Annotated in this window: 20 protein-coding genes; 10 read left to right on the top strand and 10 right to left on the bottom strand. The window is 56.6% G+C overall.

The features are described from left to right. Positions 1-22: 22 nt before the first annotated feature. From hofC to nadC, 4 genes are all read right to left on the bottom strand, one after another. Entirely contained in the window at positions 23-1,222 is a 1,200-nt protein-coding gene (gene hofC, locus AAZT04_RS20160) for a protein transport protein HofC (RefSeq protein WP_046374514.1), read from the bottom strand. Beyond that, a complete protein-coding gene (gene gspE / locus AAZT04_RS20165) occupies positions 1,219-2,667 on the bottom strand; it encodes a type II secretion system protein GspE (protein ID WP_046374513.1) in 1,449 nt (482 codons plus the stop codon). Before gspE ends, hofC begins: the two co-directional genes overlap by 4 nt. Then, on the bottom strand, positions 2,664-3,113 hold the full coding sequence (gene ppdD, locus AAZT04_RS20170; RefSeq protein WP_046374512.1) for a prepilin peptidase-dependent pilin: 450 nt from the start codon (positions 3,111-3,113) through the stop codon (positions 2,664-2,666). The genes gspE and ppdD overlap by 4 nt, the downstream gene beginning before the upstream one ends. 199 nt (positions 3,114-3,312) lie before the next feature. Then, a complete protein-coding gene (nadC, locus tag AAZT04_RS20175) occupies positions 3,313-4,203 on the bottom strand; it encodes a carboxylating nicotinate-nucleotide diphosphorylase (RefSeq protein ID WP_046374511.1) in 891 nt (296 codons plus the stop codon). 85 nt (positions 4,204-4,288) lie between these two features. On the opposite strand from nadC, the gene ampD reads away from it, so the two are divergent. Together ampD and ampE are read left to right on the top strand one after the other, a co-directional pair. Further along, on the top strand, positions 4,289-4,885 hold the full coding sequence (gene ampD / locus AAZT04_RS20180; protein ID WP_020825227.1) for a 1,6-anhydro-N-acetylmuramyl-L-alanine amidase AmpD: 597 nt from the start codon (positions 4,289-4,291) through the stop codon (positions 4,883-4,885). Continuing rightward, positions 4,885-5,739 (top strand): beta-lactamase regulator AmpE, encoded by an 855-nt coding sequence (gene ampE / locus AAZT04_RS20185; protein ID WP_020825228.1) that lies wholly within the window; start codon positions 4,885-4,887, stop codon positions 5,737-5,739. The genes ampD and ampE overlap by 1 nt, the downstream gene beginning before the upstream one ends. A 70-nt stretch (positions 5,740-5,809) precedes the next feature. Here the strand turns inward: ampE and hemL are convergent, their stop codons facing one another. Then, the gene (gene hemL, locus AAZT04_RS20190) at positions 5,810-7,099 is read right to left on the bottom strand and encodes a glutamate-1-semialdehyde 2,1-aminomutase (RefSeq protein WP_046374509.1); all 1,290 of its coding nucleotides are present in this window, start codon (positions 7,097-7,099) and stop codon (positions 5,810-5,812) included. A 179-nt stretch (positions 7,100-7,278) separates the two neighbouring features. Between hemL and clcA the strand changes: the two genes are divergently transcribed. Beyond that, positions 7,279-8,718 (top strand): H(+)/Cl(-) exchange transporter ClcA, encoded by a 1,440-nt coding sequence (gene clcA, locus AAZT04_RS20195; RefSeq protein WP_401527470.1) that lies wholly within the window; start codon positions 7,279-7,281, stop codon positions 8,716-8,718. Positions 8,719-8,807: 89 nt separating this feature from the next. Continuing rightward, positions 8,808-9,152 carry an iron-sulfur cluster insertion protein ErpA gene (gene erpA, locus AAZT04_RS20200; RefSeq protein WP_004950184.1) on the top strand — a complete coding sequence of 115 codons (345 nt, stop codon included), beginning with the start codon at positions 8,808-8,810 and terminating at the stop codon, positions 9,150-9,152. A gap of 58 nt (positions 9,153-9,210) precedes the next feature. Here erpA and AAZT04_RS20205 read toward each other — a convergent pair whose 3' ends face one another. From AAZT04_RS20205 to mtnN, 4 genes are all read right to left on the bottom strand, one after another. Further along, positions 9,211-9,459, bottom strand: coding sequence for a hypothetical protein (locus AAZT04_RS20205; protein ID WP_116691283.1), 249 nt, complete (start codon positions 9,457-9,459; stop codon positions 9,211-9,213). Positions 9,460-9,685: 226 nt separating this feature from the next. Beyond that, positions 9,686-10,300 (bottom strand): TRIC cation channel family protein, encoded by a 615-nt coding sequence (locus AAZT04_RS20210; RefSeq protein ID WP_020825232.1) that lies wholly within the window; start codon positions 10,298-10,300, stop codon positions 9,686-9,688. Further along, positions 10,300-11,106 (bottom strand): vitamin B12 ABC transporter substrate-binding protein BtuF, encoded by an 807-nt coding sequence (gene btuF, locus AAZT04_RS20215; RefSeq protein WP_176984200.1) that lies wholly within the window; start codon positions 11,104-11,106, stop codon positions 10,300-10,302. The genes AAZT04_RS20210 and btuF overlap by 1 nt, the downstream gene beginning before the upstream one ends. Before the next feature lies 1 nt (position 11,107). Further along, the gene (gene mtnN, locus AAZT04_RS20220; protein WP_020825234.1) at positions 11,108-11,809 is read right to left on the bottom strand and encodes a 5'-methylthioadenosine/S-adenosylhomocysteine nucleosidase; all 702 of its coding nucleotides are present in this window, start codon (positions 11,807-11,809) and stop codon (positions 11,108-11,110) included. Between the two features lie 129 nt (positions 11,810-11,938). Between mtnN and dgt the strand changes: the two genes are divergently transcribed. Further along, positions 11,939-13,456, top strand: a complete 1,518-nt coding sequence (dgt, locus tag AAZT04_RS20225) for a dGTPase (protein ID WP_020825235.1) — start codon at positions 11,939-11,941, stop codon at positions 13,454-13,456. 190 nt (positions 13,457-13,646) lie between these two features. Beyond that, positions 13,647-15,086, top strand: a complete 1,440-nt coding sequence (gene degP, locus AAZT04_RS20230) for a serine endoprotease DegP (protein ID WP_020825236.1) — start codon at positions 13,647-13,649, stop codon at positions 15,084-15,086. Between the two features lie 221 nt (positions 15,087-15,307). On the opposite strand, the gene barA is transcribed toward degP, so the two are convergent. After that, positions 15,308-18,040 (bottom strand): two-component sensor histidine kinase BarA, encoded by a 2,733-nt coding sequence (gene barA, locus AAZT04_RS20235; protein ID WP_261135767.1) that lies wholly within the window; start codon positions 18,038-18,040, stop codon positions 15,308-15,310. 68 nt (positions 18,041-18,108) lie between these two features. Here barA and rlmD point away from each other — a divergent pair, with 68 nt between their 5' ends. From rlmD to pyrG, 4 genes are all read left to right on the top strand, one after another. Then, positions 18,109-19,458 (top strand): 23S rRNA (uracil(1939)-C(5))-methyltransferase RlmD, encoded by a 1,350-nt coding sequence (gene rlmD / locus AAZT04_RS20240; RefSeq protein WP_261135765.1) that lies wholly within the window; start codon positions 18,109-18,111, stop codon positions 19,456-19,458. 9 nt (positions 19,459-19,467) lie between these two features. Then, complete coding sequence (relA, locus tag AAZT04_RS20245) at positions 19,468-21,699, top strand: GTP diphosphokinase (RefSeq protein WP_020825239.1); 2,232 nt, start codon at positions 19,468-19,470, stop codon at positions 21,697-21,699. A gap of 155 nt (positions 21,700-21,854) precedes the next feature. Next, positions 21,855-22,649, top strand: coding sequence for a nucleoside triphosphate pyrophosphohydrolase (gene mazG / locus AAZT04_RS20250; protein ID WP_116691278.1), 795 nt, complete (start codon positions 21,855-21,857; stop codon positions 22,647-22,649). Positions 22,650-23,024: 375 nt separating this feature from the next. After that, positions 23,025-24,662: a glutamine hydrolyzing CTP synthase gene (gene pyrG, locus AAZT04_RS20255; protein ID WP_020825241.1), complete on the top strand. Its 1,638-nt coding sequence runs from the start codon at positions 23,025-23,027 to the stop codon at positions 24,660-24,662. Positions 24,663-24,680 lie beyond the last annotated feature (18 nt).

Below are 24,680 nucleotides of genomic sequence, written 5' to 3' on the forward strand. Positions count from 1 at the left end.
CTGCGCCCAATCACTGACGGACTTACCCCAAAACATTCCCCAACTGAAATATCGGCAGATACATGGCGATCACCAATGTGCCGACGATCCCGCCTACCACCAGCATTAACAGGGGCTCCAGCGTTTGCGCCAGGGTATCGGCCAGCTCAAAGGTTTGCTGTTCATGCCACGCGGCCAGTTTGCCCAATAGGGTATCTAACGAACCGGATTCTTCGCCCACGCGTACCAGTTGCTGGCACAGCGTTGGGAAAAGCGCCTGCTGTTCCAGGGCGCGATGAAAAGTCTGCCCTTGCGAAATCTGTTGCCTGATGTTGTCAATTGCCTGGCGATAAAACAGGTTATCCACCGACAGCGCCGCCGCAGCCAACCCGTCAACCAGGCTGAGCCCAGCTTGCTGAGTCATGGCCAGAATACGGAATATTTGGCTCAGGCAGCCGCCTTTAATCAAGTGCGCAATCAGTGGCAGACGCAACAGCGCCGCCTGTTCGCGCCTGCGCCATTGAGGCTGCGGATGCAGACGACGAAGATAGGTGTATGCCATACAGACCAGAATCGCCGTTAGCCAGGGACCGCTGTCGATCAGCAGGGTGGAAAGGTTCAGCAATCCTTGGGTAAACCACGGCAGCGGCGCATTGAATGACTGATAGACGCCGGCAAATTCCGGCAACACCATCACCAGCATCAAAATGCTTACCAACAGCGCCACCGCGCAGATAAACAAAGGGTAACGCAGTGCCTTGATGACTTTCTTTTGCAGTTTTTGCTGTGCTTCCTGTTGTTGGGCCAGTTGCAGGCAGCATTCGTCCAGGTGACCGGTCAGCTCACCAATGGCGATTAGCTGGCGGTAGATCAGAGGAAACACGGCACGTTGCTCAGCGATAACTTCAGAAAATGGCTGGCCCTGGCGTACCTGTTCACTCACTTCCCGCAGCAGGCAGCGCCAGGCAGCTGACGGGTGCTCTGCCGCCAGCAATTGTAACCCGCTGACCAGCGGCAATCCGGCCTGTAGCAATGTTGCCAACTGGCGGGTGAACTGAATCAGGGGTTCCCCACGCCATTGACCCGGTGAAATACGTTTTCCGCTGTTGATCTGGCAGGGTTGCAGCCCTTGTTCGATAAGCCACTGGCTGACCTCATTCTTCTTACCGCTCATCAGCTCACCCTCACGCAGTTGTCCGTGCGGGTCAATTGCCTGCCAGAGGAAAAGGCGCAGCGTTTTCACTGAGCGCCTCCGCCGTCGGCAATGATACCGACAATGCGGTATACCTCCTCCAGCGAGGTGACGCCCTGAGCGACCAGCGTTAGTCCGGCTTGCAGCAACGTGGTTTGCCCCTGCTGCCGGGCGATGTCAGCCAACATGCTGGGGGCGGCCCCCTCCAGCAGGCCGGCTTGCACCTCTGGGGTAATGGTCAACAGTTCATATACCCCGGTGCGGCCATAGTAGCCGCTGAAGCAGTGCTCGCAGCCATCGGCCTTCCAGGGCAGCAGAGGTGTTGCCCAAATGGCCGCGGGAAAACGTACGGGCTGGCTTTGTTGATAGCGGCAGTGGCTGCATAACTTACGCACCAGACGTTGTGCGATCACCAGCTTCAGACAGGCGGCAATCAGGTAGCCCGGGATGCCCATATGAGTCAGGCGCGTCAGGGTTTCGCTGGTGGAATTGGTGTGCAAGGTGGAAAGCACCAGGTGGCCGGTTTGAGCGGCTTTTACTGCGATCTCCGCCGTTTCCCGATCGCGGATCTCACCGATCATGATGACGTCCGGATCCTGTCGCAGCAAGGCGCGTAATACGCGGGAGAAATCCAGTTCCGTTTTGGCGTTGGTCTGCGTCTGATTGATACCGAACAGGGGAATTTCAATCGGATCCTCGACGCTGCATAAATTACTCTGCGCGTCATTCAACTGACGCAGACCGCCGTATAGCGTGACGGTTTTGCCGCTGCCGGTGGGGCCGGTGACCAGGATCATGCCCTGCGGGCAGGATAAGGCAGAGGAAAACTGCACCAGTGCTGTCGGATCCATACCCAACCGATCTAACGGCAGCTCCTGGCGTTCAGTTTGCAAAATTCGCAGCACCACTTTTTCGCCGTGCAGGGTGGGCAGGGTGGCGATACGCATGGAGTAGCTAGCGTTATCCAACCGCACGCTGAGCTGACCATCCTGCGGCAGGCGGCGCTCGGCGATGTCCAACTGCCCCATGATTTTCAGTCGAGCCGTGAGGCGAGCCGCGAGCGTGAATGGCGGTGAGGTTATCACCTGCAACACGCCGTCGATGCGTAGCCGGATACGGAGAGTCTGCTGGTAAGGTTCGAAATGAATGTCCGAGGCTCGTCGCTGAATGGCGATGCGGAGCGTCTGATTGATAAATTGCACCACGGGTGCGTCACTGTCGTCGTTTAATGATGCCGCGTCGAATTGCTCCTCCGAAGTGGGCTGCTCGCGTCTATCGCCCTGCATTTGCCGCCTGTTCAGTTCCAATTCCAGCCTGGCTGCCGGCCACTGTTCCAGATGAATGCGTTTGCCGGTGGCAAAACGCAGGGCTGATAATAGCGCTTGTGGTGCCTCCGTCGTGAGGGCCACGTTCAGGCACTGGTCATCTTCACTGAGAGCCAGTGCCTGATAGCGTTGGCACAGGGTATGGATTTCTTCGCTGATTGCCGTACTCATGATGTCGGCGCCGCGGCGGTAGTGTCAAAACGGAAAACTTCCTGACAGGTTTCCTGCAGATTGCTGTTTTCGCTGGTGCACAGGCGTGTCCAACGCGTCAGGCCGCTGGCATTTTGGGTTGGCGTCAGTGCGACCGTCAATCCCTGCAGCGTTTGCGAGCCGGTGAGCGAGATCACGCCCTGGCTGACCTGAACCGCGCTGACGTAACGTGAGGCGTCGCCGGTAGGGATGCCTTTGCTGCCGGCGTTACAGCCGGTCGGCGTGCCGCTGTCGAGCACGCACAGTTCAACGGCCAGCTTATACGGCGTCATGGTTTGCAGCATGTCGGTCATCGCTGCCTTTTGGATATAGCGCTGATAGGCAGGAATACCTATGGCGCTCAGTATGGCGATAATGGCGATCACCACCATCAGTTCTATCAGGGTAAAACCGCGCTGCGTTTCCATCCGTTGCTTCCTCCATGTCAATGTGGAGGCCAGAGTAATCAGGCCAGCGGGGCGCTTCGAGCGGGTGATGGCTGTTTTTAGGCGCAGTTCCACAGCATTCGATCGAGGTTGCAGCAGAGGGGAAAAGAGATGGGGCGAGCTTCGCAGTTTTGATGAAAAAACACCTCCCCGGTAGTTCAGGGAGGTGCGGAGAGAGGGGTTATTTGAAGCGCATGGACAGATCGAGGGCGGTCACATGTTTGGTCAGCGCGCCCACAGAAATATAGTCCACGCCGGTTTCGGCGAAGGTACGCAGAGTTTCGCTGGTCACGTTGCCGGACACTTCCAGCTGTGCACGGCCCTGAGTTTGCGTCACGGCGGCGCGCATCATGTCGACGCTGAAATTGTCCAGCATGATAATGTCTGCACCGGCGTCCAGCGCCTGCTGCAGTTCATCCAGCGACTCGACTTCCACTTCGACCGGCACCTCGGCATGCAGCCAGAATGCTTTTTCGACCGCTTTTTTAATCGAGCCGGAGGCAATGATGTGGTTTTCCTTGATCAGGAAGGCGTCGGACAGCCCGAGACGGTGGTTGCTGCCGCCGCCGCACAATACGGCATATTTCAGCGCGGTGCGCAGCCCTGGCAGGGTCTTGCGGGTGTCGAGCAAGCGGGTTTTCGTCCCCTGCAACAGTGCCACATAGCGGCTGACTTCGGTTGCTACGCCGGAAAGCGTCTGCACAAAGTTCAGCGCAGTGCGCTCACCGGTAAGCAGCACCCGAGCCGGGCCTGTCAGTTTGCAAAGCGCTTGTTCTGGCACCAGACTATCACCGTCCGCCACCAGCCAATCCACTTTCACCTGGTTGCCCAACTGGATAAAGACTTCATTCAGCCAGCGTTTTCCGCAAAAAATACCGGGTTCGCGGGTGATGATCGTGGCTTCGGCCTGGGTATCGGCCGGCAACAATTGCGCGGTAATATCGCGTTCGGCATCGACTTCGCCTCCCAGGTCTTCACGCAGCGCCTGGGCAACGGCATAGGGGATATCGCTTTCAATTCGTTCAAGAAGCTCGGTGCGGCGAGTGTCGGCACTGTAGCGGCGTGTCGGCATAGAAAACTCCGAAATGGACGGTAAGATCGTAGGGGGAACATGCTACTCTGTTGCCGTGACAAGTACCACCGCCCAGAGGTGTCTGATGCAGTTAGAACAAGGCTGGATTGTCGGGGTAACCCGGGTTGTCTCGCCGCATTGCGATCTTCGCCCGAATGAGGAGGCGCCTTCGCTGCTGGTGATCCACAATATCAGCCTGCCGCCCGGCGAGTTCGGCGGCCCCTATATCGATCGGCTGTTTACCGGTACTCTTGATCCTGCGGATCACCCCTATTTTTCTGATATTCATCAACTACGCGTTTCGGCGCACTGCCTGATCCGTCGCGACGGTGAAATCATTCAGTATGTGCCCTTTGACCGACGAGCCTGGCACGCGGGCGTTTCGTCGTATCAGGGACGAGAGCGCTGTAACGATTTTTCGATCGGCATTGAACTGGAAGGTACCGATCATGTGGCGTTCACGCCGCAGCAATACCAAAGTCTGAACGCGGTGACCGCGCTGCTGATCCGGCATTATCCGACGTTGGCGGCGCATATCACCGGGCACAGTGACATTGCCCCAGGCCGTAAAACCGATCCCGGCCCGGCGTTTGATTGGGATTTATATCTGGCATCTCTGGAACAACCTGGCGGGCCAGATGACGCTATGCTTGGAACAATGGAAAGGGAGAGGAGTCGCTAATGACGCTGTTTACGCTGTTACTGGTTCTGGCGTGGGAACGTTTATTCAAGCTGGGTGAGCATTGGCAGTTGGATCATCGCCTTGAGGTGGTATTTCAACGGCTGCATCGGTTTTCACTGGCGCAAACGCTGCTGATGACGCTGGCCTGGATGGTGGTGGTGGCAGGGATTTTGTGGCTGTCCCAGGGACTGTTTTTCGGCGTAGTGACGCTGTTGCTGTGGATCGTCATTGATTTGCTGTGTGTCGGCGCAGGGATCAAGCGTAAACACTATCGGGCCTATCTGAAGGCCGCTCGGCAGGGGGATGCCCATGCCAGCGATCAAATGGCGGAAGAACTGGCGTTGATCCACGGTTTGCCGGTGGATTGCAGCGAAGAGTTGCGCTTGCGTGAACTGCAAAATGCGCTGCTGTGGATTAACTTTCGTTATTATCTGGCGCCGCTGTTTTGGTTTGTGGTCTGCGGGCCTTACGGGCCGATTGCGCTGGCAGGTTACTCTTTCCTGCGCGCTTACCAGACCTGGCTGGCACGCCATAACACGCCGCTGGAGCGTTCGCAGTCAGGCATCGATCATCTGCTGAACTGGCTGGACTGGATCCCGGTGCGTCTGGCCGGCGTGGCTTACGCGTTGTTTGGCCACGGTGAAAGAGCGTTACCGGCGTGGTTTGCGTCGCTGGGCGATCGTCACTCTTCGTCGTATCAGGTGCTGACGCGGTTGGCGCAGTTTTCACTGGCGCGCGATCCCCATATGGATCCGGTGCAGACGCCAAGGGCAGCGGTCAGCCTGGCGCGTAAGGTGACGATGATTATCGTGGTGGTGGTGGCGCTGCTGACCATTTACGGAGCCTTGCTCTAAAGCCACGGCGGGGGTCACGATGGAAATAAAAACGGGCGCCTGGCGCCCGTTTTTATTGGCTTGATGCGTCTTACAGTTTGGCGAAGCAGCGACGTGCGGCATCGATGGTGCGCTGAATGTCTTCCTTGCTGTGCGCAACGGACATAAAGCCGGCCTCAAAGGCAGAAGGCGCCAGATACACCCCTTCTTCCAGCATCAGGTGGAAGAAGCGCTTAAAGCGTTCTACGTCGCACTGCATCACGTCCTGGTAGCAGGTCACTGCCGGTGCATCGGTAAAGAACAGGCCAAACATCCCGCCAACGTGGTTAACCACCAGCGCGATGTTTTCTTCTTCAGCCGCGTGCAGCAGGCCAGACGCCAGCATATCGGTCAGCTCGGTCAGGGTCTGGTGGATACCGACCTGAGAGACTTCGGTCAGACAGGCGTAGCCGGCCGCCATCGCAATCGGGTTGCCTGACAGGGTGCCCGCCTGATAGACCGGCCCGGTTGGCGCCAGCGCGTCCATCACTTCACGACGGCCCCCAAAGGCACCGACAGGCATGCCGCCGCCGATGATTTTACCCAAACAGGTCAGGTCCGGCACCACGCCATAATGAGCCTGAGCCCCGGCCAGCGCCACGCGGAAGCCGGTCATGACTTCGTCGATAATCAACAGCGCACCATACTTGTCGCACAGTGCACGCAGGCCCGGCAGGAACTCCGGCAGCGGCGGCACGCAGTTCATGTTGCCAGCGACCGGCTCGACGATGATGCAGGCGATCTCGGAAGGATATTGTTCAAATGCAGCCTGCACCGAATCCAGATCGTTAAAGGTACAGGTCAGGGTATGCTTGGCGAAATCGGCCGGTACGCCCGGGGAGTTAGGCTGACCCAGGGTCAGCGCGCCGGAGCCGGCTTTGACCAGCAGGCAGTCGGCGTGGCCGTGGTAGCAGCCTTCAAATTTGATGATTTTGTCGCGGTTGGTGTAACCGCGCGCCAGACGGATGGCGCTCATGGTGGCTTCGGTTCCCGAGTTCACCATCCGCACCATGTCCATGGTCGGCACCAGTTCGGTAACCAGCTCCGCCATTTTAACTTCCATCTCGGTCGGCGCGCCAAAGCTCAGGCCGCGCTGCGCCGCTTCAATGACCGCATTGCGGATCGCCGGGTGGTTGTGTCCCAGCACCATCGGGCCCCAGGAACCGACGTAGTCGATATAACCTTTGCCGTCGACGTCGAACAGGTAAGCCCCGTCCGCCCGTTCGATAAACAGCGGCACACCGCCAACGCCGTTGAATGCACGCACCGGAGAGTTAACCCCGCCTGGGATTACCTGTTTTGCCTCGGCATACAGACTTTCGGACTTGCTGTTTAAGCTCATAGAACGGCTCCTGGATTCTCTTTTGAATGATTTGACCGCGCTATTCTAGTGAAGTGTTCGTCGATATGAAACGATCACAGTCAGATACCTATTTAGAGGGGCGATCGATTAGCGGGTGGGTTAGAATAATCAACTAGCCTATTTGTATTACATTTAATTCCATTAATGAATAACCCATTATGACTGAATTACAGCAACAGCCGCGGGTGGCGCAGGCCCCACGTCTAAAACGCAGTGACGCAGTGCGCCAGCTTTTACGTCGGGATAAAACGCCGGTGGCGATCCTGTTTATGGCGGCGCTGGTGGGCACTCTGGCGGGGCTGCTCGGGGTGGCCTTTGATAAGGCGGTAGATTGGGTGCAGCAGCAGCGCTTTTCCGCGCTGGCGCAGGTCGCCGATTATTGGATCCTAGTTTGGCCGCTGGCCTTTATTCTTTCCGCCGCGCTGGCGATGTTGGGATATTACCTGGTACGTCGCTTTGCTCCTGAGGCTGGGGGATCGGGCATACCGGAGATCGAAGGGGCATTGGAAGAGCTGCGCCCGGTGCGTTGGTGGCGGGTGATCCCGGTAAAATTTATCGGCGGTATGGGCACCTTGGGTGCGGGTATGGTACTGGGCCGCGAAGGGCCTACGGTGCAGATGGGCGGCAACGTCGGGCGCATGGTGCTGGATATCTTCCGCATGCGCGGTGCCGAAGCGCGCCATTCTTTGTTGGCAACCGGTGCAGCCGCCGGCCTGTCTGCGGCCTTTAACGCCCCGCTGGCGGGCATTTTGTTTATCATTGAAGAGATGCGGCCGCAGTTCCGCTACAACCTGATTTCGATTAAAGCGGTGTTTATCGGCGTCATCATGTCGAGCGTGGTGTTCCAGCTGTTCAACGGGGAAGGTTCGGTGATTGCGGTGGGCAAGCTTTCCTCGGCGCCGATCAATACCCTTTGGCTGTATTTGGTGCTGGGGGCAATATTTGGTGCGGTGGGGGTGATGTTCAACGCGTTGGTCTTCCGCACTCAGGATATGTTCGCTCGCCTGCACGGCGGAAAAATGCGCAAAATTTTGTTGATGGGCGGTTTGCTCGGCGGTATTTGCGGCATTCTGGGGCTGATCCAGCCCGAAGCCGCTGGCGGTGGTTTTGGCCTGATCCCGATCGCCGCAGCGGGCAACTATAGCGTCGGCATGCTGATGTTTATTTTTATCACCCGAGTGATCACCACACTGTTGTGTTTCGGTTCCGGGGCACCGGGCGGCATTTTTGCGCCAATGCTGGCGTTGGGCACGCTGTTTGGCACCGCTTTTGGCCTGGCCGGCGGGCATTTGTTCCCCGAGTACGGCATCGAAGCTGGCACCTTCGCTATTGCCGGCATGGGCGCCCTGTTTGCTGCCACGGTGCGTGCGCCGTTGACCGGGATCGTGCTGGTGCTGGAGATGACCGACAATTACCAGCTCATCCTGCCAATGATAATTACCTGTCTGGGTGCTACGCTGGTGGCGCAGTTCCTCGGGGGCAAGCCGTTGTATTCCTCCATATTAGCCCGCACCTTACAACGGCAGGAAGCGCCGCAGGCCAGCGAGGCGGCCGATAAAACAGGTAAAGAAAATACAACAAATGCGGTGAATACTTGAACGCAACACTCAGGTATTGGATAATCATTAACATTAATCCGGCCGCCATTGTAGCGACCTGATGCAGAACAATGTTGGGAGTAAAGAGTATGAGTGATGAAACAGCACTGCCCCTGCAATTTACCGAGGCAGCAGCAAGCAAGGTTAAAGTCCTGATTGCTGATGAAGAAAATCCGAATCTGAAGTTGCGGGTTTACATTACCGGTGGCGGTTGCAGCGGATTCCAATACGGCTTCACTTTTGACGACAAGGTCAACGATGGTGATATGACTATCGAGAAGCAGGGCGTCGCGCTGGTGGTTGACCCGATGAGCCTGCAGTATCTGGTGGGCGGCTCGGTCGACTATACCGAAGGCCTGGAAGGCTCGCGCTTCGTGGTGACTAACCCGAACGCCAAAACCACCTGCGGCTGTGGATCTTCCTTCAGCGTCTGATCCTGCGTGCAGCAGTACTAAACCCGCCAACCTCACCGGTTTGCGGGTTTTTTTATGGCTACCATTCTACGGTGACCAATTCTCGATAGGTTTCACTGCCGCTTTCGTTTTGTAACCTGCTACGGGTCACCTTAGGTTGGGTGTCGGTCGCATTGCCGCATTTCACCTGAGGGACGGCGTCGCTGATATCTACGCTGCACATAGGCATTAAGGTCAGGCTGACGCCGATTTTGCCGCTGGTGGTACCGGCGTAAGCGAGAGAGCTGCACAGCAGTACGCCGAACAATAAGATAATATTTTTCATCATTAGGACAAAGCCATCCGTAAGCAATCACATAATGGCTTATCGGCAAAAAGTTAATAAAATTTAACAGGACGGGAGAATGGTTAACTTGAACTTAAAAAGTTTATTACATTGTTTTCCCTGATTTTTTCAGACGCAGATAATAACATTTGTTTATTAATTGGTCGAATATTCTGCTATAGGGAGTGGGGGCGTGATAAGACTCCGCCCGGGATCGGGCGGAGTGGGATTAGCGCTCGAGGATAAATGCGGGCAGTTTCAGGTGCCAGCGAATGGCCGCCAGCCTGATGGCTAGCGTGATGACCATGCCAAGCATCATCGCCTGCTGCAGCGGCATACCGAAAGTGGCGAAGGCCGTGGCATGTACGATGCCGCCGATAATACAGGCAGTAGCGTAAATTTCGGTTCGCAGGATCATGGGGATTTCACGCGCCAGCACATCGCGGATAATGCCGCCGCCAACACCGGTGATCACGCCCATACAGATTGCCACTAATGGGCTGGCATCGGCGGCAAAGGCTTTGTTTACCCCGATGCCGACGAACACCGCCAGCCCGACGGCATCCAGCACCGGCAAGATCCATTTAGGCAGGCGGCGCGGCTGGCGCACCAGCAGCAGCGTCAGTACGCAGGTGATCATCGCCACCACCAGATCGGTTGGATCCTTTACCCAAAATACCGGCCCGTTAGCCAATGCCATGTCGCGAATGGTGCCGCCCCCGACCGCAGTGACCACGCCAAGCACCAGCACGCCAAAGGGATCCATCCGCAGCTTGCCCGCCAGCAATACGCCGGAAATGGCGAAAACTGCCGTGCCCAGGATATCCAGCCAAAACACCAGCATTAATGGATCTCCGCCAGTTGGCTGCACAGCTGTTGCGCAGCCAGCATGATGCGGGGACCGGCGCGGTTGAACCAGTCGCCATTGAGCGCAATCACCGGTACCTGCAGTTGCGGCGCCCAGAAGGCTTTTACGCTGGCAATCTCTTTTTGGTCACCGGTAATAACGATGGCCTGGGGTTGACGCGCCAACACCTGCTCACGACTGATTTGCGGCCACGGCATGCGGCTGTCGGCAAAGATGTTTTCCGCACCGCACAGCGACAACACCTGGCTTTGCAGGGTAGCACCGGAAGTGGTGAACAGGGGCTGGGTGCCGAATTGCAGCAGGACCCGTCTTGGCTGAGTGTGAGGATATTTGTTTTTCAGGTCGGCAATTTGCTGACGAAGAGCGTCTGCGGCCAGATGCGCCTGTTCAGGATGCGGGCTGTATTGGGCCAGTTGATCCAGCGAGCGGGGGATATCATCCAGAGTCGTGGCGTCGGCATAGAAAATCGGAATGCCGAATGCGGCGAGCTGATCCAGCACTCGCTGCGGATTGCCACCGCGCCAGGCGAGGATCAGATCCGGCTTTAGCGCCAGTACCCGCTCCAGATTGATGCCTTGCCAGGAGGCGACCTGCTCGAGTTTCTTGGCTGCTGGCGGATAATCTGAATAGGCGCTCACCGCCAGCAGCGTGTCGCCCATGCCGGCGGCATAGGCAAGTTCGGTGGTATTGGGTGCCAGGCTGATCACGCGCTGGGCAGCGCCGACAGGCAGCGCCACCCATAATGCCAGCAGCCACAACAGGGCTGAAAAGCGTCGCGTCACATTAACCGCGCTTAGCCAGGGTCTGCAGCATGGCGTTAACCATCAGCGTGGATTGCTGAGCGGCCACCACCAGGAACTCGTCGAAGCTCATGTGCGATTCACTGTCGGCAACGTCAGAGATTGCGCGTACCACGACAAACGGGGTGCCGAACAGGTGGCAAACGTGGCCCACGGCCGCCGCTTCCATTTCTACTGCCGCCACGCTCGGGAAAGTCGCGCGAATGCGGGCCAAAGGCTCTGCGCCGTTAATGAAGGCATCGCCGCTGCAGATCAGGCCGCGTACGGCGTTCAGATCCAGTTGCTTGATGCAGCTTTCCGCCAGGGCAATCAGCGCGTCGTCCGCGACAAACGCCGCCGGGCAGCCGGCCATTTGGCCTGGTTCGTAACCGAAAGCGGTCACGTCGGCATCGTGATAACGCACTTCTTCGGACACCACGATATCGCCGACCTTCAGCGTGCTGGCCAGGCCACCGGCAGAACCGGTGTTGATCACCACGTCCGGCTTGCAGTGTTCCAGCAGCAGGGTGGTCCCCATGGCCGCAGAAACCTTACCGATGCCGGACTTCAGCAACGCCACGTCAACGCCGCCGATCTGGCCGGTATAGATTTCACAGCCCGCGCGTTGAATGGTCTGACGGTTTTCGATTTGATCGCGCAGCAGGGTGACTTCCTGCTCCATTGCGCCGATGATGCCTACTTTCATAAATAACACTCGCTGATTGGGTGTGGGAATTGCGCCATAGTCTATCATGGCTCTCATAGAGAGATAATGCGTTGCATATGCCGTCGGGAATTGTTATCACGGGGGCTGGGCGCAACGGCGGAGAAACAGATGTCCGGGATCGACTTTAAGCAGAAAATCAGCTTCCAACGGCCCTTCAGCAACCCCATTGAAGCCGAAGAAGAATACGACATAGTGCGGCAGTTCGAGAGCGATCGCGGGCGTATTGTCAATTCCGCCGCCATTCGCCGTCTGCAGCAAAAAACCCAGGTGTTCCCGCTCGAACGTAATGCCGCGGTGCGCAGCCGCCTGACGCACTCCATGGAAGTGCAACAGGTAGGACGGCATATCGCCAAAGAGATCCTTAATCGTTTCAAACAGGCAGGGCGGATCGACGAGCTCGGCCTGACCAAACTGCTCGATCCTTTTGAAAGCATTGTCGAAATGGCCTGCCTGATGCATGACATCGGTAATCCGCCTTTTGGCCATTTTGGCGAGTCGGCAATTAACGACTGGTTTGCGCAAAGGCTGGATCCTGCCAGCTGCGGCAGTGAGCCCGCCAGTAACGATCGCTGCCAGGTCAGCGTATTGCGTCTGCACGAAGGTGAGAGCGATCTTAACCGCCTGCGCAGCCGCATTCGTCACGATCTCAGCCACTTCGAAGGGAATGCCCAGGCAATCCGGTTGGTGTATACCCTGCTGAAGCTTAACCTGACCTATGCACAGGTGGGCTGTATCCTGAAATATACCCGCCCGGCCTACTGGGCCAGCGATATTCCAGCCAGCCACAACTACCTGATGAAAAAACCGGGCTTTTATCTGGCGGAAGAGGCATTTGTCGATCGGTTGCGGCGTGAGTTGAATATGGGTGAGTTCGACCGTTTCCCTCTGACCTATATTATGGAAGCCGCTGATGATATTTCGTACTGCGTGGCGGATTTGGAAGACGCGGTGGAAAAAAACATTTTCACCGTCGAACAGCTTTACCAGCATTTAACTCAGGAGTGGGGTGAGGTAACGCCGGGCGATCTGTTTGATAAAACCGTGGCCAGTGCTTTTCGCAAGATCGATCGCGGGGGCGCACGTCGCAGCACCGAAGATCAATTCTTCATGTATTTACGCGTTTTCACCGTGGCGCGTTTGGTCCCGCATGCGGCGCAGCGTTTTATTGATAATCTGGATGCGGTTTTCCAGGGAAACTTTAATCAGGCGCTGTTGGAAGATTCCAGCCCGGCTTACCAACTGCTGAAAATATTCAAGAATGTGGCCTTCAAACACGTCTTCAACCATCCTGAAGTCGAACAGTTGGAGCTGCAGGGCTACCGGGTGATCAGCGGCCTGCTGGATATCTACAGCCCGTTGCTGGCAATGTCTTTGGCGGATTTTACCCGGCTGGTGCAGGAAGACAGCCATCGTGCTTATCCGATAGAAACCCGCCTGTTTCACAAGCTTTCGACTAAACATCGCCTGGCGTATATCGAAGCGATTGAAGGTTTGCAGCACCTGTCGCCCGAGCAATTGGCGATCCGGGAGTATTATTTCCGTGCGCGTTTGCTGCAGGATTATATCAGCGGCATGACCGATCTTTATGCCTATGACGAATACCGCAGATTAATGGCAGCGGAATAATTCAATCCGCTAATAAATATTATTTTAAGCAGTGTGCTTGGCGCCGAGAGCTTATTTGGAGTTTTGTAAAGACGGACAATATTTGTTTACTATTACCAATAATCTGCGCCGGAACTTCGGGTTATTAATAGGCTCTCACTATGCACAAAGACCCTAATACTTTCTGATCGACTTTAGAAGAGACACACAGATGAAAAAAACCGCATTAGTTCTGAGCGCATTGGCATTCAGTATTGGTATGGCGATGGGCCCGATGACGGCCGTCGCCGCAGAAACCGCGTCTTCCAGCACCCAGCAATTGCCAAGCCTGGCACCGATGCTGGAAAAAGTGATGCCTTCCGTGGTGAGTATTAATGTTGAAGGCAGCACCACGGTCAATACGCCGAAAATGCCGCAGCAGTTCCAACAGTTCTTTGGTGAGGATTCACCGTTCTGCCAGGATGGTTCGCCGTTCCAGGGCTCGCCGATGTGCCAGGGCGGCGCTGGTGCTGAACCGGGGGCGCCTGATCAGGGCACGCAGCAAAAATTCCAGGCGCTGGGCGCCGGGGTAGTGATTGACGCGGCCAAGGGCTACGTCGTCACCAACAACCACGTGGTGGATAACGCCAACAAAATCCAGGTTCAACTGAGCGACGGTCGCAAATTTGACGCCAAGGTGATCGGCAAGGATCCGCGTTCCGATATTGCGTTGATCCAACTGAAAGACTTTAAGAACCTGACGGCGATCAAGATGGCGGACTCCGAGCAACTGCGAGTCGGTGATTACACCGTCGCGATCGGCAACCCCTATGGACTGGGTGAAACAGCCACTTCCGGTATCGTTTCTGCACTGGGCCGCAGTGGGTTGAATATCGAAAACTACGAGAACTTTATCCAGACCGATGCGGCGATTAACCGCGGTAACTCTGGTGGCGCCTTGGTGAACCTTAACGGCGAACTGATCGGCATTAACACCGCGATCCTGGCGCCGGACGGCGGCAACATCGGTATCGGTTTTGCTATCCCGAGCAACATGGTGAAAAACCTGACCGCGCAAATGGTCGAGTACGGTCAGGTCAAACGCGGTGAATTGGGCATTATGGGTACCGAACTGAACTCTGAACTGGCGAAAGCGATGAAGGTGGACGCGCAGCGCGGGGCATTCGTCAGCCAGGTGATGCCGAAGTCTTCTGCCGCCAAAGCGGGTATCAAGGCCGGTGACGTGATTGTCACCATGAACGGTAAAGCTATTTCCAGCTTTGCGTCCTTCCGCGCGGAGATCGGCACTCTGCCGGTGGGCAGCAAAATGTCGTTGGGCATTCTGCGCGACGGCAAGCCTGTTACCGTGGACGTTACGCTGGAACAAAGCGCCCAGACTCAGGTTGAGTCCGGCAATATTTACACCGGTATTGAAGGTGCCGAACTGAGCAATGGCCAGGTCGGCAACCAGAAAGGCGTGAAGGTAGATAGCGTTAAAGCCGGCAGCGCTGCCGCCCGTATTGGGCTGAAAAAAGGTGACGTGATCCTGGGCGTTAACCAACAGCCGATCCAGAACCTGGGTGAACTGCGCAAGATCCTCGACAGCAAACCTTCGGTGCTGGCGCTGAATATCCTGCGTGGCGACACCAGCCTGTACCTGTTGATGCAGTAATGACCCCCAGGTTTTTACCAAAAAGGCACGCTATGGCGTGCCAGAGTTTGGTGACAAAGTGCTCTGTTGTTTAAAGGTAGGGGCGCTGCATGCTGCGCCTAATAGCATAATCAATGGGTTAAATCGGGTCGAACATGTTCGACCCCTACCGGTTTAGCCCTTATGCGGCTAAGTCAGCAGTCTGAGGCACGCTACGGCGTGCCTTTTTATTGCCTGTTACTTCAGGCCAAATGAGCGCGCGCGGCTTGGCAGACCAGCTCAATCTCATCCAGCAGCTCCAGCCATTCCGGCTCCAAATCATCGCTGCTTACACCCCGACGCAACTGCTGTTCAATGTAGAAACACAGCTGTTTCAGACGCGGTACGCCGCTGTAGCTGCAACTGCCGTGCAGTTTGTGGATCAAATCCAGAATGTCGGCGTCCGGCGTGCCGTCGAGCATCGCTTGCACGCGTTCGCTAACCTGTGGCAGGAAGTCGAGCAGCATCTGCAACAGGTCACGGGCCAAATCGGGCTTGTTGGCCGCCTGACGCAGCGCCAGGGCCCAGTCGAGCGACAACGGCGGTTCATTAACGGAAACGGGTGCCGGCGTTACCGGGTCGGGTTCGCCGCTGTGATAGCGGGCCAACACGCGGGTCAGCATGGCTTCGTCAATCGGTTTGGCCAGATAGTCGTCCATGCCTGCCTGCAGCAAATGTTCGCGTTCGCCGCTGACCGCATGGGCGGTGACGGCGACGATCGGCGTTGAATTGTGGTGCGGCAGTTGGCGGATCAGCTCGCTGGTTCGAATACCGTCAATATTGGGCATCTGGATATCCATCAGGATCAAATCCAGCACGTTATCGCGCGCCAGCAGCAGCGCTTCTTCCCCGCTTTCACACAGCAGGGTTTTTTCCACCTGCTCGGCCAGCAGGGTGCCGATCAGTTTCAGGTTGGCCGGGTTATCGTCAACCGCCAGCACCGTTAGCGGCAGGCGTTTACGTTCCGGCAGCGCAGTGATGCGCGGCGGCGTTTCCATGCGCAGCAGCGGGAACAGGCGATTACTGGTGATTGGCTTGATCAGGCAACCGGCGGCGCCCTGTTGTTTAAGCATTTCGGCGTTGATTTGCGACTGGCAAGGCAGCGCCAGAATCACCCGGTCGGCGACTTTCAAAGCCGCCAGCAGCTTGCTTTCGTGCTGGGCCATATTGTCGCGGAAGGGGATTGGCACGCCCACCAGCAGGAAATCGTAATGTTTCTTCGGCAGTTGGGCCAGCGTAGGTGAATGGGTAATCACCAGTTGGGTGACGTTCAGCATATTGAGCGTCGCCTGTGCTGCCATCGGGTTGGCTTCGATATACCCCAACGTCTTGCCTTGCAGATCCGGCAGACTTGGCGGCAGCGACAGCATGCCTTCGTGCAGATCGAGCGTGATGTGGAACCAGAAGGTCGAGCCGCGATTCAACTGGCTGTGGAAGCAGATATCGCCGCCCATTTCTTTCACCAGCTTCTGGGTGATCACCAGCCCCAGGCCGGTGCCGCCGTGACGGCGTGAAATACTGGCGTCCGCCTGACGAAACGCCTGGAACAGCTGTGATTGCTGTCGTTCGGAGATGCCGATGCCGGTGTCGTGGATTTGTACTTCCAGCTCAATCTGGCGGTCTTGCAGGCCGCGCAGTTCGACACGGATATCGATGTTGCCGGTTTCGGTAAACTTGATCGCGTTGCCCAGCAGGTTGGTAATGATCTGCTGTAGCCGCAGTGAATCGCCGATCACCTGCTCTGGAACGTCGTTGTGCACGTCCAGCGTCAGCTCCAGCCCTTTTTCGTGGGCGCTCGGTGCCAACAGCACAATGACCTCGTCGAGGGTTTCACGCAGCGAGAACGGAATATGCTCCAGCACCAGCTTGCCGGCCTCCAGTTTGGAGAAGTCCAGCACGTCGTTGATGATGGTCAGCAAGTTGTTGGCCGAGCGCTCGATGGTTTGCAGGTAGTCGGTTTGGGTGACGCTCATTTCGGTTTTCAGCATCTGACGGGTAAAGCCAATCACGCCGTTGAGCGGAGTACGCAGCTCGTGCGACATGTTCGCCAGGAATTCGGATTTGATGCGGGCCGCTTCCTGGGCGCGTTTTTTCGCCAGATCCAGCTCGACGTTCTGGATCTCCATTTGCTCCAGGGTTTCGCGCAGGTCGGAGGTCGCCTGATCGATGTTCTGCTGCATCTCTTCATGGTAGGCCGTGAGCGACATCGCCATTGAGTTGATGCCGTTCTTCAGCATATGCAGTTCGCCCAGCATAAAGCCTTCGACGCGGCTGTCGAGCTGACCGCGGCGGATGCGATCGACGGTATTGACCATATTGCGGATCGGGCCGGTGACGTCGCGCATCAGACGGTAAGCGAACAGAATGGCGATACACATGCACAACAGCAGCAGCAGGGTGGAAACGAAGACCTCTTTGTATTGCTGCAGGCGAACCGACTGCAGATCCAGCTCGATTGCCACATAACCCAGGCGGTTGTCCTGCTGGAGATCGCTGCTGGCAGCCTGGTCCGGGTACTGGCTCTCCGCCAGGATCGGGGTGCGCAGGATCAGCGAGTCACCGCGCCGGGTCAGCATCAGATCCGTGGGGATCGGAACCCCCTTCGGCAACTGCAATTGGGTAAAGTTGTGATGGTAATTGGAGGTGACAAACAGATTATTCTGCGCATCAAATACCGTAATTGAACGCACAATATCTGAATGACGGCGGTGTAACAGACTGACCAACTGCCTGACCGACTCGCGGCTGCGGAACGTCATGCCGTACTCGCTGGCCACTGCCAACGGTTCGATAATGCTGGCGCCGGCGTCAACCAGTTGTTCTTGCAATTCATTGTAGCGATGCACTACGAAGAAAGTGCTGAGCAACAGACCAATCAACAGCGTTGGGGCCAGAATCAGGATCATCATGCGCGCCCGCAGGCTGTATTTGGTCATGGGTTTCCAATGTGGGAGAATTGCCGGACAATCTCTACTTTAAATGAACCAGCACTCAATCGACAAATATGGCGCAATTCTACTCTCCGAAACGTCGCGTGACGACCCGGCAAAATTCTCCCGTGCTAACACTGACGGTAGACAACCTCGATCCCTTTGGTCAGGGCGTGGCGCACCACAACGGCAAAGCGATTTTCGTCCCCGGGGTATTGCCGGGCGAGCAGGCGGAAGTCCAACTCACGGAAGAAAAAAACAAGTTTGCCAAAGGCAGGTTAAAGCGCCTGCTCAGCCGCAGCCCGCAACGTGTCGAACCGCGCTGCCCACACTTTGGCGTGTGCGGCGGTTGCCAGCAGCAACACGCGGATGAAAGCCTGCAGCAGCAGAGCAAGGCGGCGGCCCTGGTGCGAATGATCGCTCGCGAAACCGGCGTTACGCCGCAGCAGGAGCCGGTGATCGCCGGTCCACAATACGGCTATCGCCGTCGCGCCCGTCTCGGGCTGTTGTGGCAGCCCAAACAGCAGCGTCTGGTAATGGGCTTTCGCCAGGCGGCGTCCAGCGATCTGGTGCCGGTGACGCGGTGCCCGGTGCTGCATCCTGAACTGGAACAATTACTGACGCCGTTGCGATCTTGCCTGAGCGCATTGCAGGTCTCCAGACGACTTGGGCATGTCGAACTGGTGCTGGCAGATAACGGCCCGGTACTGGTTCTGCGCCATCTCGACGCCTTGAAAGAGGATGACCGCCAGGCCTTGCAGGCTTTTGCGCGGACAAAAAACGTAACCATTTATTTGGCACCGGACAGCGATAGCCTCGAAAAACTGTGCGGTGAAACGCCGTATTATCAGGTCGACGGGCTACGCTTAGACTTCAGCCCGCGTGACTTTATTCAGGTAAATGACCACGTAAATCAGCAAATGGTGGCCCAGGCCCTTGAATGGCTCAGTATTCAACCCAATGATCGGGTATTGGATCTGTTCTGCGGCATGGGCAATTTTACCCTGCCGTTGGCGCGACGCGCCGCTGCGGTGGTAGGCATAGAAGGTGTTGCCACACTGGTAGCGAATGGGCAATATAATGCACATAAGAATAGGCTGAATAACGCCAGCTTCTTCCATGAAAATCTGGAGGAGGACGTTGAGCAACAACCTTGGGCAGCACAAGGATTTGATAAAGTGATGCTGGACCCTGCCCGTGCGGGCGCGGCCGGAGTGATGTCACATATTGTTAAACTGGCGCCAGAGCGGGTGGTTTATGTTTCCTGTAACCCGACCACGCTGGCACGCGACAGCAAAGTGCTGCTGAGCGCCGGTTATCGTCTTGCACGTGTGCGGATGTTGGATATGTTTCCGCATACGGGGCATCTTGAGTCAATGGCGCTGTTTATTAACGGTTCTGCGCCAGAGGTCGCTGCAAAGTAGGGAGAGGGTATGGTTGCGGTAAGAAGTGCACATCTGAACACGGCTGGTGAATTTGCTCTCGACGAGTGGATTGCCAGCTTGGGGCTACCTAACCCGCAGTCATGTGAGCGATTAGCCGCAACCTGGCGTTACTGTGAGCAGCAGACCCAGAACCATCCTAATGCACCGCTGTTGCTGTGGCGCGGGCTGGAAATGGTCGAGATCCTCTCTACTCTGAGCATGGATAACGACAGCATGCGCGCCGCGCTGCTGTTCCCGCTGGTGGACGCCGGCATCGTGCAGGAAGAAACCCTGACCGAAGAGTTCGGCAAGGGCATCACCTATCTGGTGCATGGCGTACGCGATATGGACGCCATCCGCCAACTGAAAGCCACTCAAAACGATTCGATGGCCTCCGAACAGGTCGACAACGTGCGCCGCATGCTGTTGGCGATGGTGGAGGATTTCCGCTGCGTGGTCATCAAGCTGGCGGAGCGGATCGCTCACCTGCGCGAAGTGAAAGATGCGCCGGAAGACGAGCGCGTGCTGGCGGCAAAAGAGTGTTCGAATATCTATGCGCCGCTGGCTAACCGTCTGGGTATCGGGCAGCTCAAATGGGAGCTGGAAGATTTCTGCTTCCGCTACCTGCATCCGGACGAGTACAAACGCATCGCCAAGCTGCTGCACGAACGCCGCATCGATCGCGAACAGTTTATTGACGATTTCGTCGCCTCGCTGCGTAATGCGATGGTCGATGAAGGCGTCAAGGCGGACATCTACGGCCGTCCAAAACACATTTACAGCATCTGGCGCAAGATGCAGAAGAAGGCGTTGGCGTTTGACGAGCTGTTTGACGTGCGCGCGGTACGCGTGGTGGTCGAACGCTTGCAGGACTGCTATGCCGCGCTGGGGATTGTGCATACCCACTTCCGCCATCTGCCGGATGAGTTCGACGACTACGTCGCCAACCCGAAACCCAACGGTTATCAGTCGATCCACACCGTAGTACTGGGTCCGCGCGGGAAAACGCTGGAAATTCAGATCCGCACCCGGCAGATGCATGAAGATGCAGAACTGGGTGTCGCCGCGCACTGGAAATACAAAGAGGGTGCGGTTGCGACGGTTCGCTCAGGCTACGAGGAACGTATCGCCTGGCTGCGCAAACTGATCGCCTGGCAGGAAGAGATGGCGGACTCCGGCGAGATGCTCGACGAGGTTCGCAGCCAGGTGTTCGACGATCGGGTTTATGTATTTACCCCGAAAGGCGACGTGGTGGATCTGCCAGCAGGCTCTACGCCGCTCGACTTCGCTTATCATATTCACAGCGACGTCGGCCACCGTTGCATCGGTGCCAAAATTGGCGGCCGCATCGTGCCCTTTACCTACCAGCTGCGGATGGGTGACCAGATTGAAATCATCACCCAGAAGCAGCCGAACCCAAGCCGCGACTGGCTGAACCCGAACCTCGGTTATATCACCACCAGCCGTGGACGCTCCAAGATCCACAACTGGTTCCGCAAGCAGGATCGCGATAAAAATATCCTTGCCGGTCGCCAGATGCTGGACAGCGAGCTGGAACACCTCGGTATCAGCCTGAAAGAGGCCGAGAAGCTGCTGATCCCGCGTTACAACATGAATTCGCTGGATGAAATACTGGCGGCGATTGGCGGCGGTGATATTCGCCTGAATCAGATGGTGAATTTCCTGCAGGGCAAGTTCAACAAACCGAGCGCCGAAGAGCAGGATCGCGAAGCGCTGCGGCAGTTGGTGCAGCAGAAAGCGCCGCCGGCAACCCGCAGCAAGGACAACGGCCGGGTGGTGGTGGAAGGGGTAGGCAACCTGATGCACCACATTGCCCGTTGCTGCCAGCCGATCCCGGGCGACGATATTATCGGTTTTATCACCCAGGGGCGCGGCATCTCCATTCACCGTGCGGACTGTGACCAACTGGTGGATCTGCAATCGCACGCGCCGGAACGTATCGTGGATGCGGTGTGGGGCGAAAGCTATTCCAGCGGTTACTCGCTGGTGGTGCGCGTGATGGCCAACGATCGCAGCGGCCTGCTGCGTGACATCACCACCATTTTGGCCAACGAAAAGGTCAACGTGCTGGGCGTCGCCAGCCGCAGCGACACCAAAAAACAGCTGGCAACCATCGATATGGACATTGAAATCTACAACCAGCAGGTACTGGGCCGGGTGTTAGCCAAGCTCAATCAACTGCCGGACGTGATAGACGCCAAACGCCTGCACGGCAGCTAACTCACCTGCGTCTTTCGGGCCACATCATTGTTGGCCAGGCTCCGTGGCTTCAGTTATCGTAGTGGGCGAACCTATTCGCCCCGATTGACCCGGGCGCAGCACGCTGCGCCGCTACATTAATGACCGGCGCCGATTCTTTTGTCAGAGACTTTCTTATGACCCAATCTTCTCCACTGCACCGCTTGTTGAACATCATGAAAACGCTGCGCGATCCGCAGGTCGGTTGCCCATGGGACCGCAAACAAACCTTCGCCACCATCGCCCCTTACACGCTGGAAGAAACCTACGAGGTACTGGACGCTATCGAACGTCAGGACTACGGCGATCTGCGTGACGAACTGGGGGACCTGCTGTTCCAGGTGGTGTTCTACGCCCAGATGGGCCAGGAGCAGGGGCTGTTTGACTTCGACGAGGTGTGTAACGCCATCAGCGACAAGCTGGAACGTCGTCATCCGCACATTTTCGGGGAAGCCGAGGCTGCCGACAGCGAGGCCGTTGCGGCCCGCTGGGAGCAGTTGAAGGCCGGTGAGCGTGCAGAGAAAGCGCTGCATTCTGCGCTGGATGACATTCCTCAGGCGCTGCCGGCGCTGATGAAGGCGCACAAGATTCAGAAACGCTGCGCTTCGGTCGGTTTTGACTGGCATACGTTGGGCCCGGTGCTGGACAAGGTGTACGAAGAGATTGACGAAGTGATGCATGAAGCGCAGCAGGCGGTAGTCGACGAACAGAAACTGGAAGAGGAAATCGGCGATCTGCTGTTCGCCACGGTGAATTTATCGCGCCATCTTGGCCATAAGGCAGAAAATGCGTTGCAGGCAGCCAACCGCAAGTTCGAGCGCCGTTTCCGTCAGGTAGAAGAGATTATCCAACGGCGTGGGCTGCAGATGGGCGAAGCAACGCTGGAGCAGATGGAAGAGGCGTGGCAGCAGGTTAAGCGCCAGGAAAACTAATCTGCCGCTCGGGTGTCCTAGGATTGTCGCAGTAGCTTAATCTTGATCGGCGACAAGGTTCACCTAAGCTGAAACGGTTAAGCTCGGAGTCATAGTTTGCTGAACCGTGACTTACCGACAGCAAAACGCCAACAAACTGAAATCTAAGGCGTTTTATTGTCTCGAAAGGGCGGAAAAATAAATTTTTCTGTGCTAACTCATTGTTTTAAAAAGACAGGCTCTGGCAGGCCGATAGAGTAAACCCTGATGAACCCTTGATGGTGACAGAGATGATGGACAGTAAAACGATCGTTTGTAGGTCTGGAGAGGTTCGGGTATACTACTTTCCCGTCTTGGTTCTTCCATCGTCTTTAAACCTAAACTCTCAGGTTCAGCATGACAACTAATTATATTTTTGTGACCGGCGGGGTCGTATCCTCTCTGGGTAAAGGCATTGCCGCAGCCTCTCTGGCGGCTATTCTTGAAGCCCGTGGCCTCAACGTTACCATCATGAAACTGGACCCGTACATCAACGTGGATCCGGGCACCATGAGCCCGATTCAGCATGGGGAAGTTTTCGTCACCGAAGACGGCGCAGAAACCGATCTGGATTTGGGTCACTACGAGCGCTACATCCGCACCAAAATGTCGCGCCGCAACAACTTCACCACCGGTCGCATTTACTCCGACGTTCTGCGTAAAGAACGCCGTGGCGACTATCTGGGCGCAACCGTACAGGTCATCCCGCACATCACCAACGCGATCAAAGAGCGCATCCTCGAAGGCGGCGAAGGCCACGACGTGGTGTTGGTTGAGATCGGCGGTACCGTCGGCGATATCGAATCGCTGCCGTTCCTGGAAGCCATCCGCCAGATGGCCGTGGAAGTGGGCCGTGAGCACACCCTGTACATGCACCTGACTCTGGTGCCGTACATGGCCGCTGCCGGTGAAGTGAAAACCAAACCTACTCAGCATTCCGTAAAAGAACTGCTTTCCATCGGTATTCAGCCAGATGTGCTGATTTGCCGTTCCGATCGCACAGTTCCTGCTAACGAACGCGCGAAAATCGCACTTTTCTGTAACGTGCCGGAAAAAGCCGTTATCTCCCTGAAAGACGTTGATTCTATTTATAAAATCCCAGGCCTATTGAAATCTCAGGGGCTTGATGATTATATTTGTAAACGATTCAGCCTCAACGCGCCGGAAGCTAACCTGGCCGAGTGGGAGCAGGTTATTTACGAAGAAGCCAATCCGGGCGGCGAAGTGACTATCGGTATGGTCGGCAAATATGTCGAACTGCCGGATGCTTATAAGTCGGTGATTGAAGCGCTGAAACACGGCGGCCTGAAAAATCGTCTGACCGTGAACATCAAGCTGATCGACTCGCAGGATGTTGAAACCCGCGGCGTAGAAGTGCTGAAAGGTCTGGATGCGATCCTGATCCCAGGCGGCTTCGGCTACCGTGGCGTAGAAGGCAAGGTGATGACCGCGCGTTATGCGCGTGAAAACAACATCCCTTATCTGGGCATCTGCCTGGGTATGCAGGTGGCGCTGATGGAGTTCGCCCGCAACGTTGTGGGTATGGAGAACGCCAACTCAACCGAGTTTGTGCCAGACTGTAAGTACCCGGTGGTGGCATTGATCACCGAATGGCGTGACGAAGACGGCAACGTCGAAGTCCGTACCGAAGAAAGCGATTTGGGTGGCACGATGCGTGTCGGTGGCCAGCAATGTCACCTGACCGACAATAGCCTGGTGCGTCAGATGTACGGCGAACCGACCATTGTTGAACGTCATCGTCACCGTTATGAAGTTAACAACATGCTGTTGAAGCAAATTGAAGCCGCCGGGCTGTTGGTTGCCGGCCGTTCCGCAGACAACAAGCTGGTTGAGATTATCGAACTGCCGAATCACCCGTGGTTTGTAGCTTGTCAGTTCCACCCGGAATTTACTTCGACGCCGCGTGATGGTCATCCGTTGTTCGCCGGCTTTGTGAAGGCCGCTGGTGAGTATCAGAAGCGCCAGGTGAAATAAAATATTTGGTAGGCGGCG

The organism is Serratia sp. Je.1.23.a, from assembly GCF_051129805.1.
GTDB classification, from domain to species: domain Bacteria; phylum Pseudomonadota; class Gammaproteobacteria; order Enterobacterales; family Enterobacteriaceae; genus Serratia; species Serratia liquefaciens.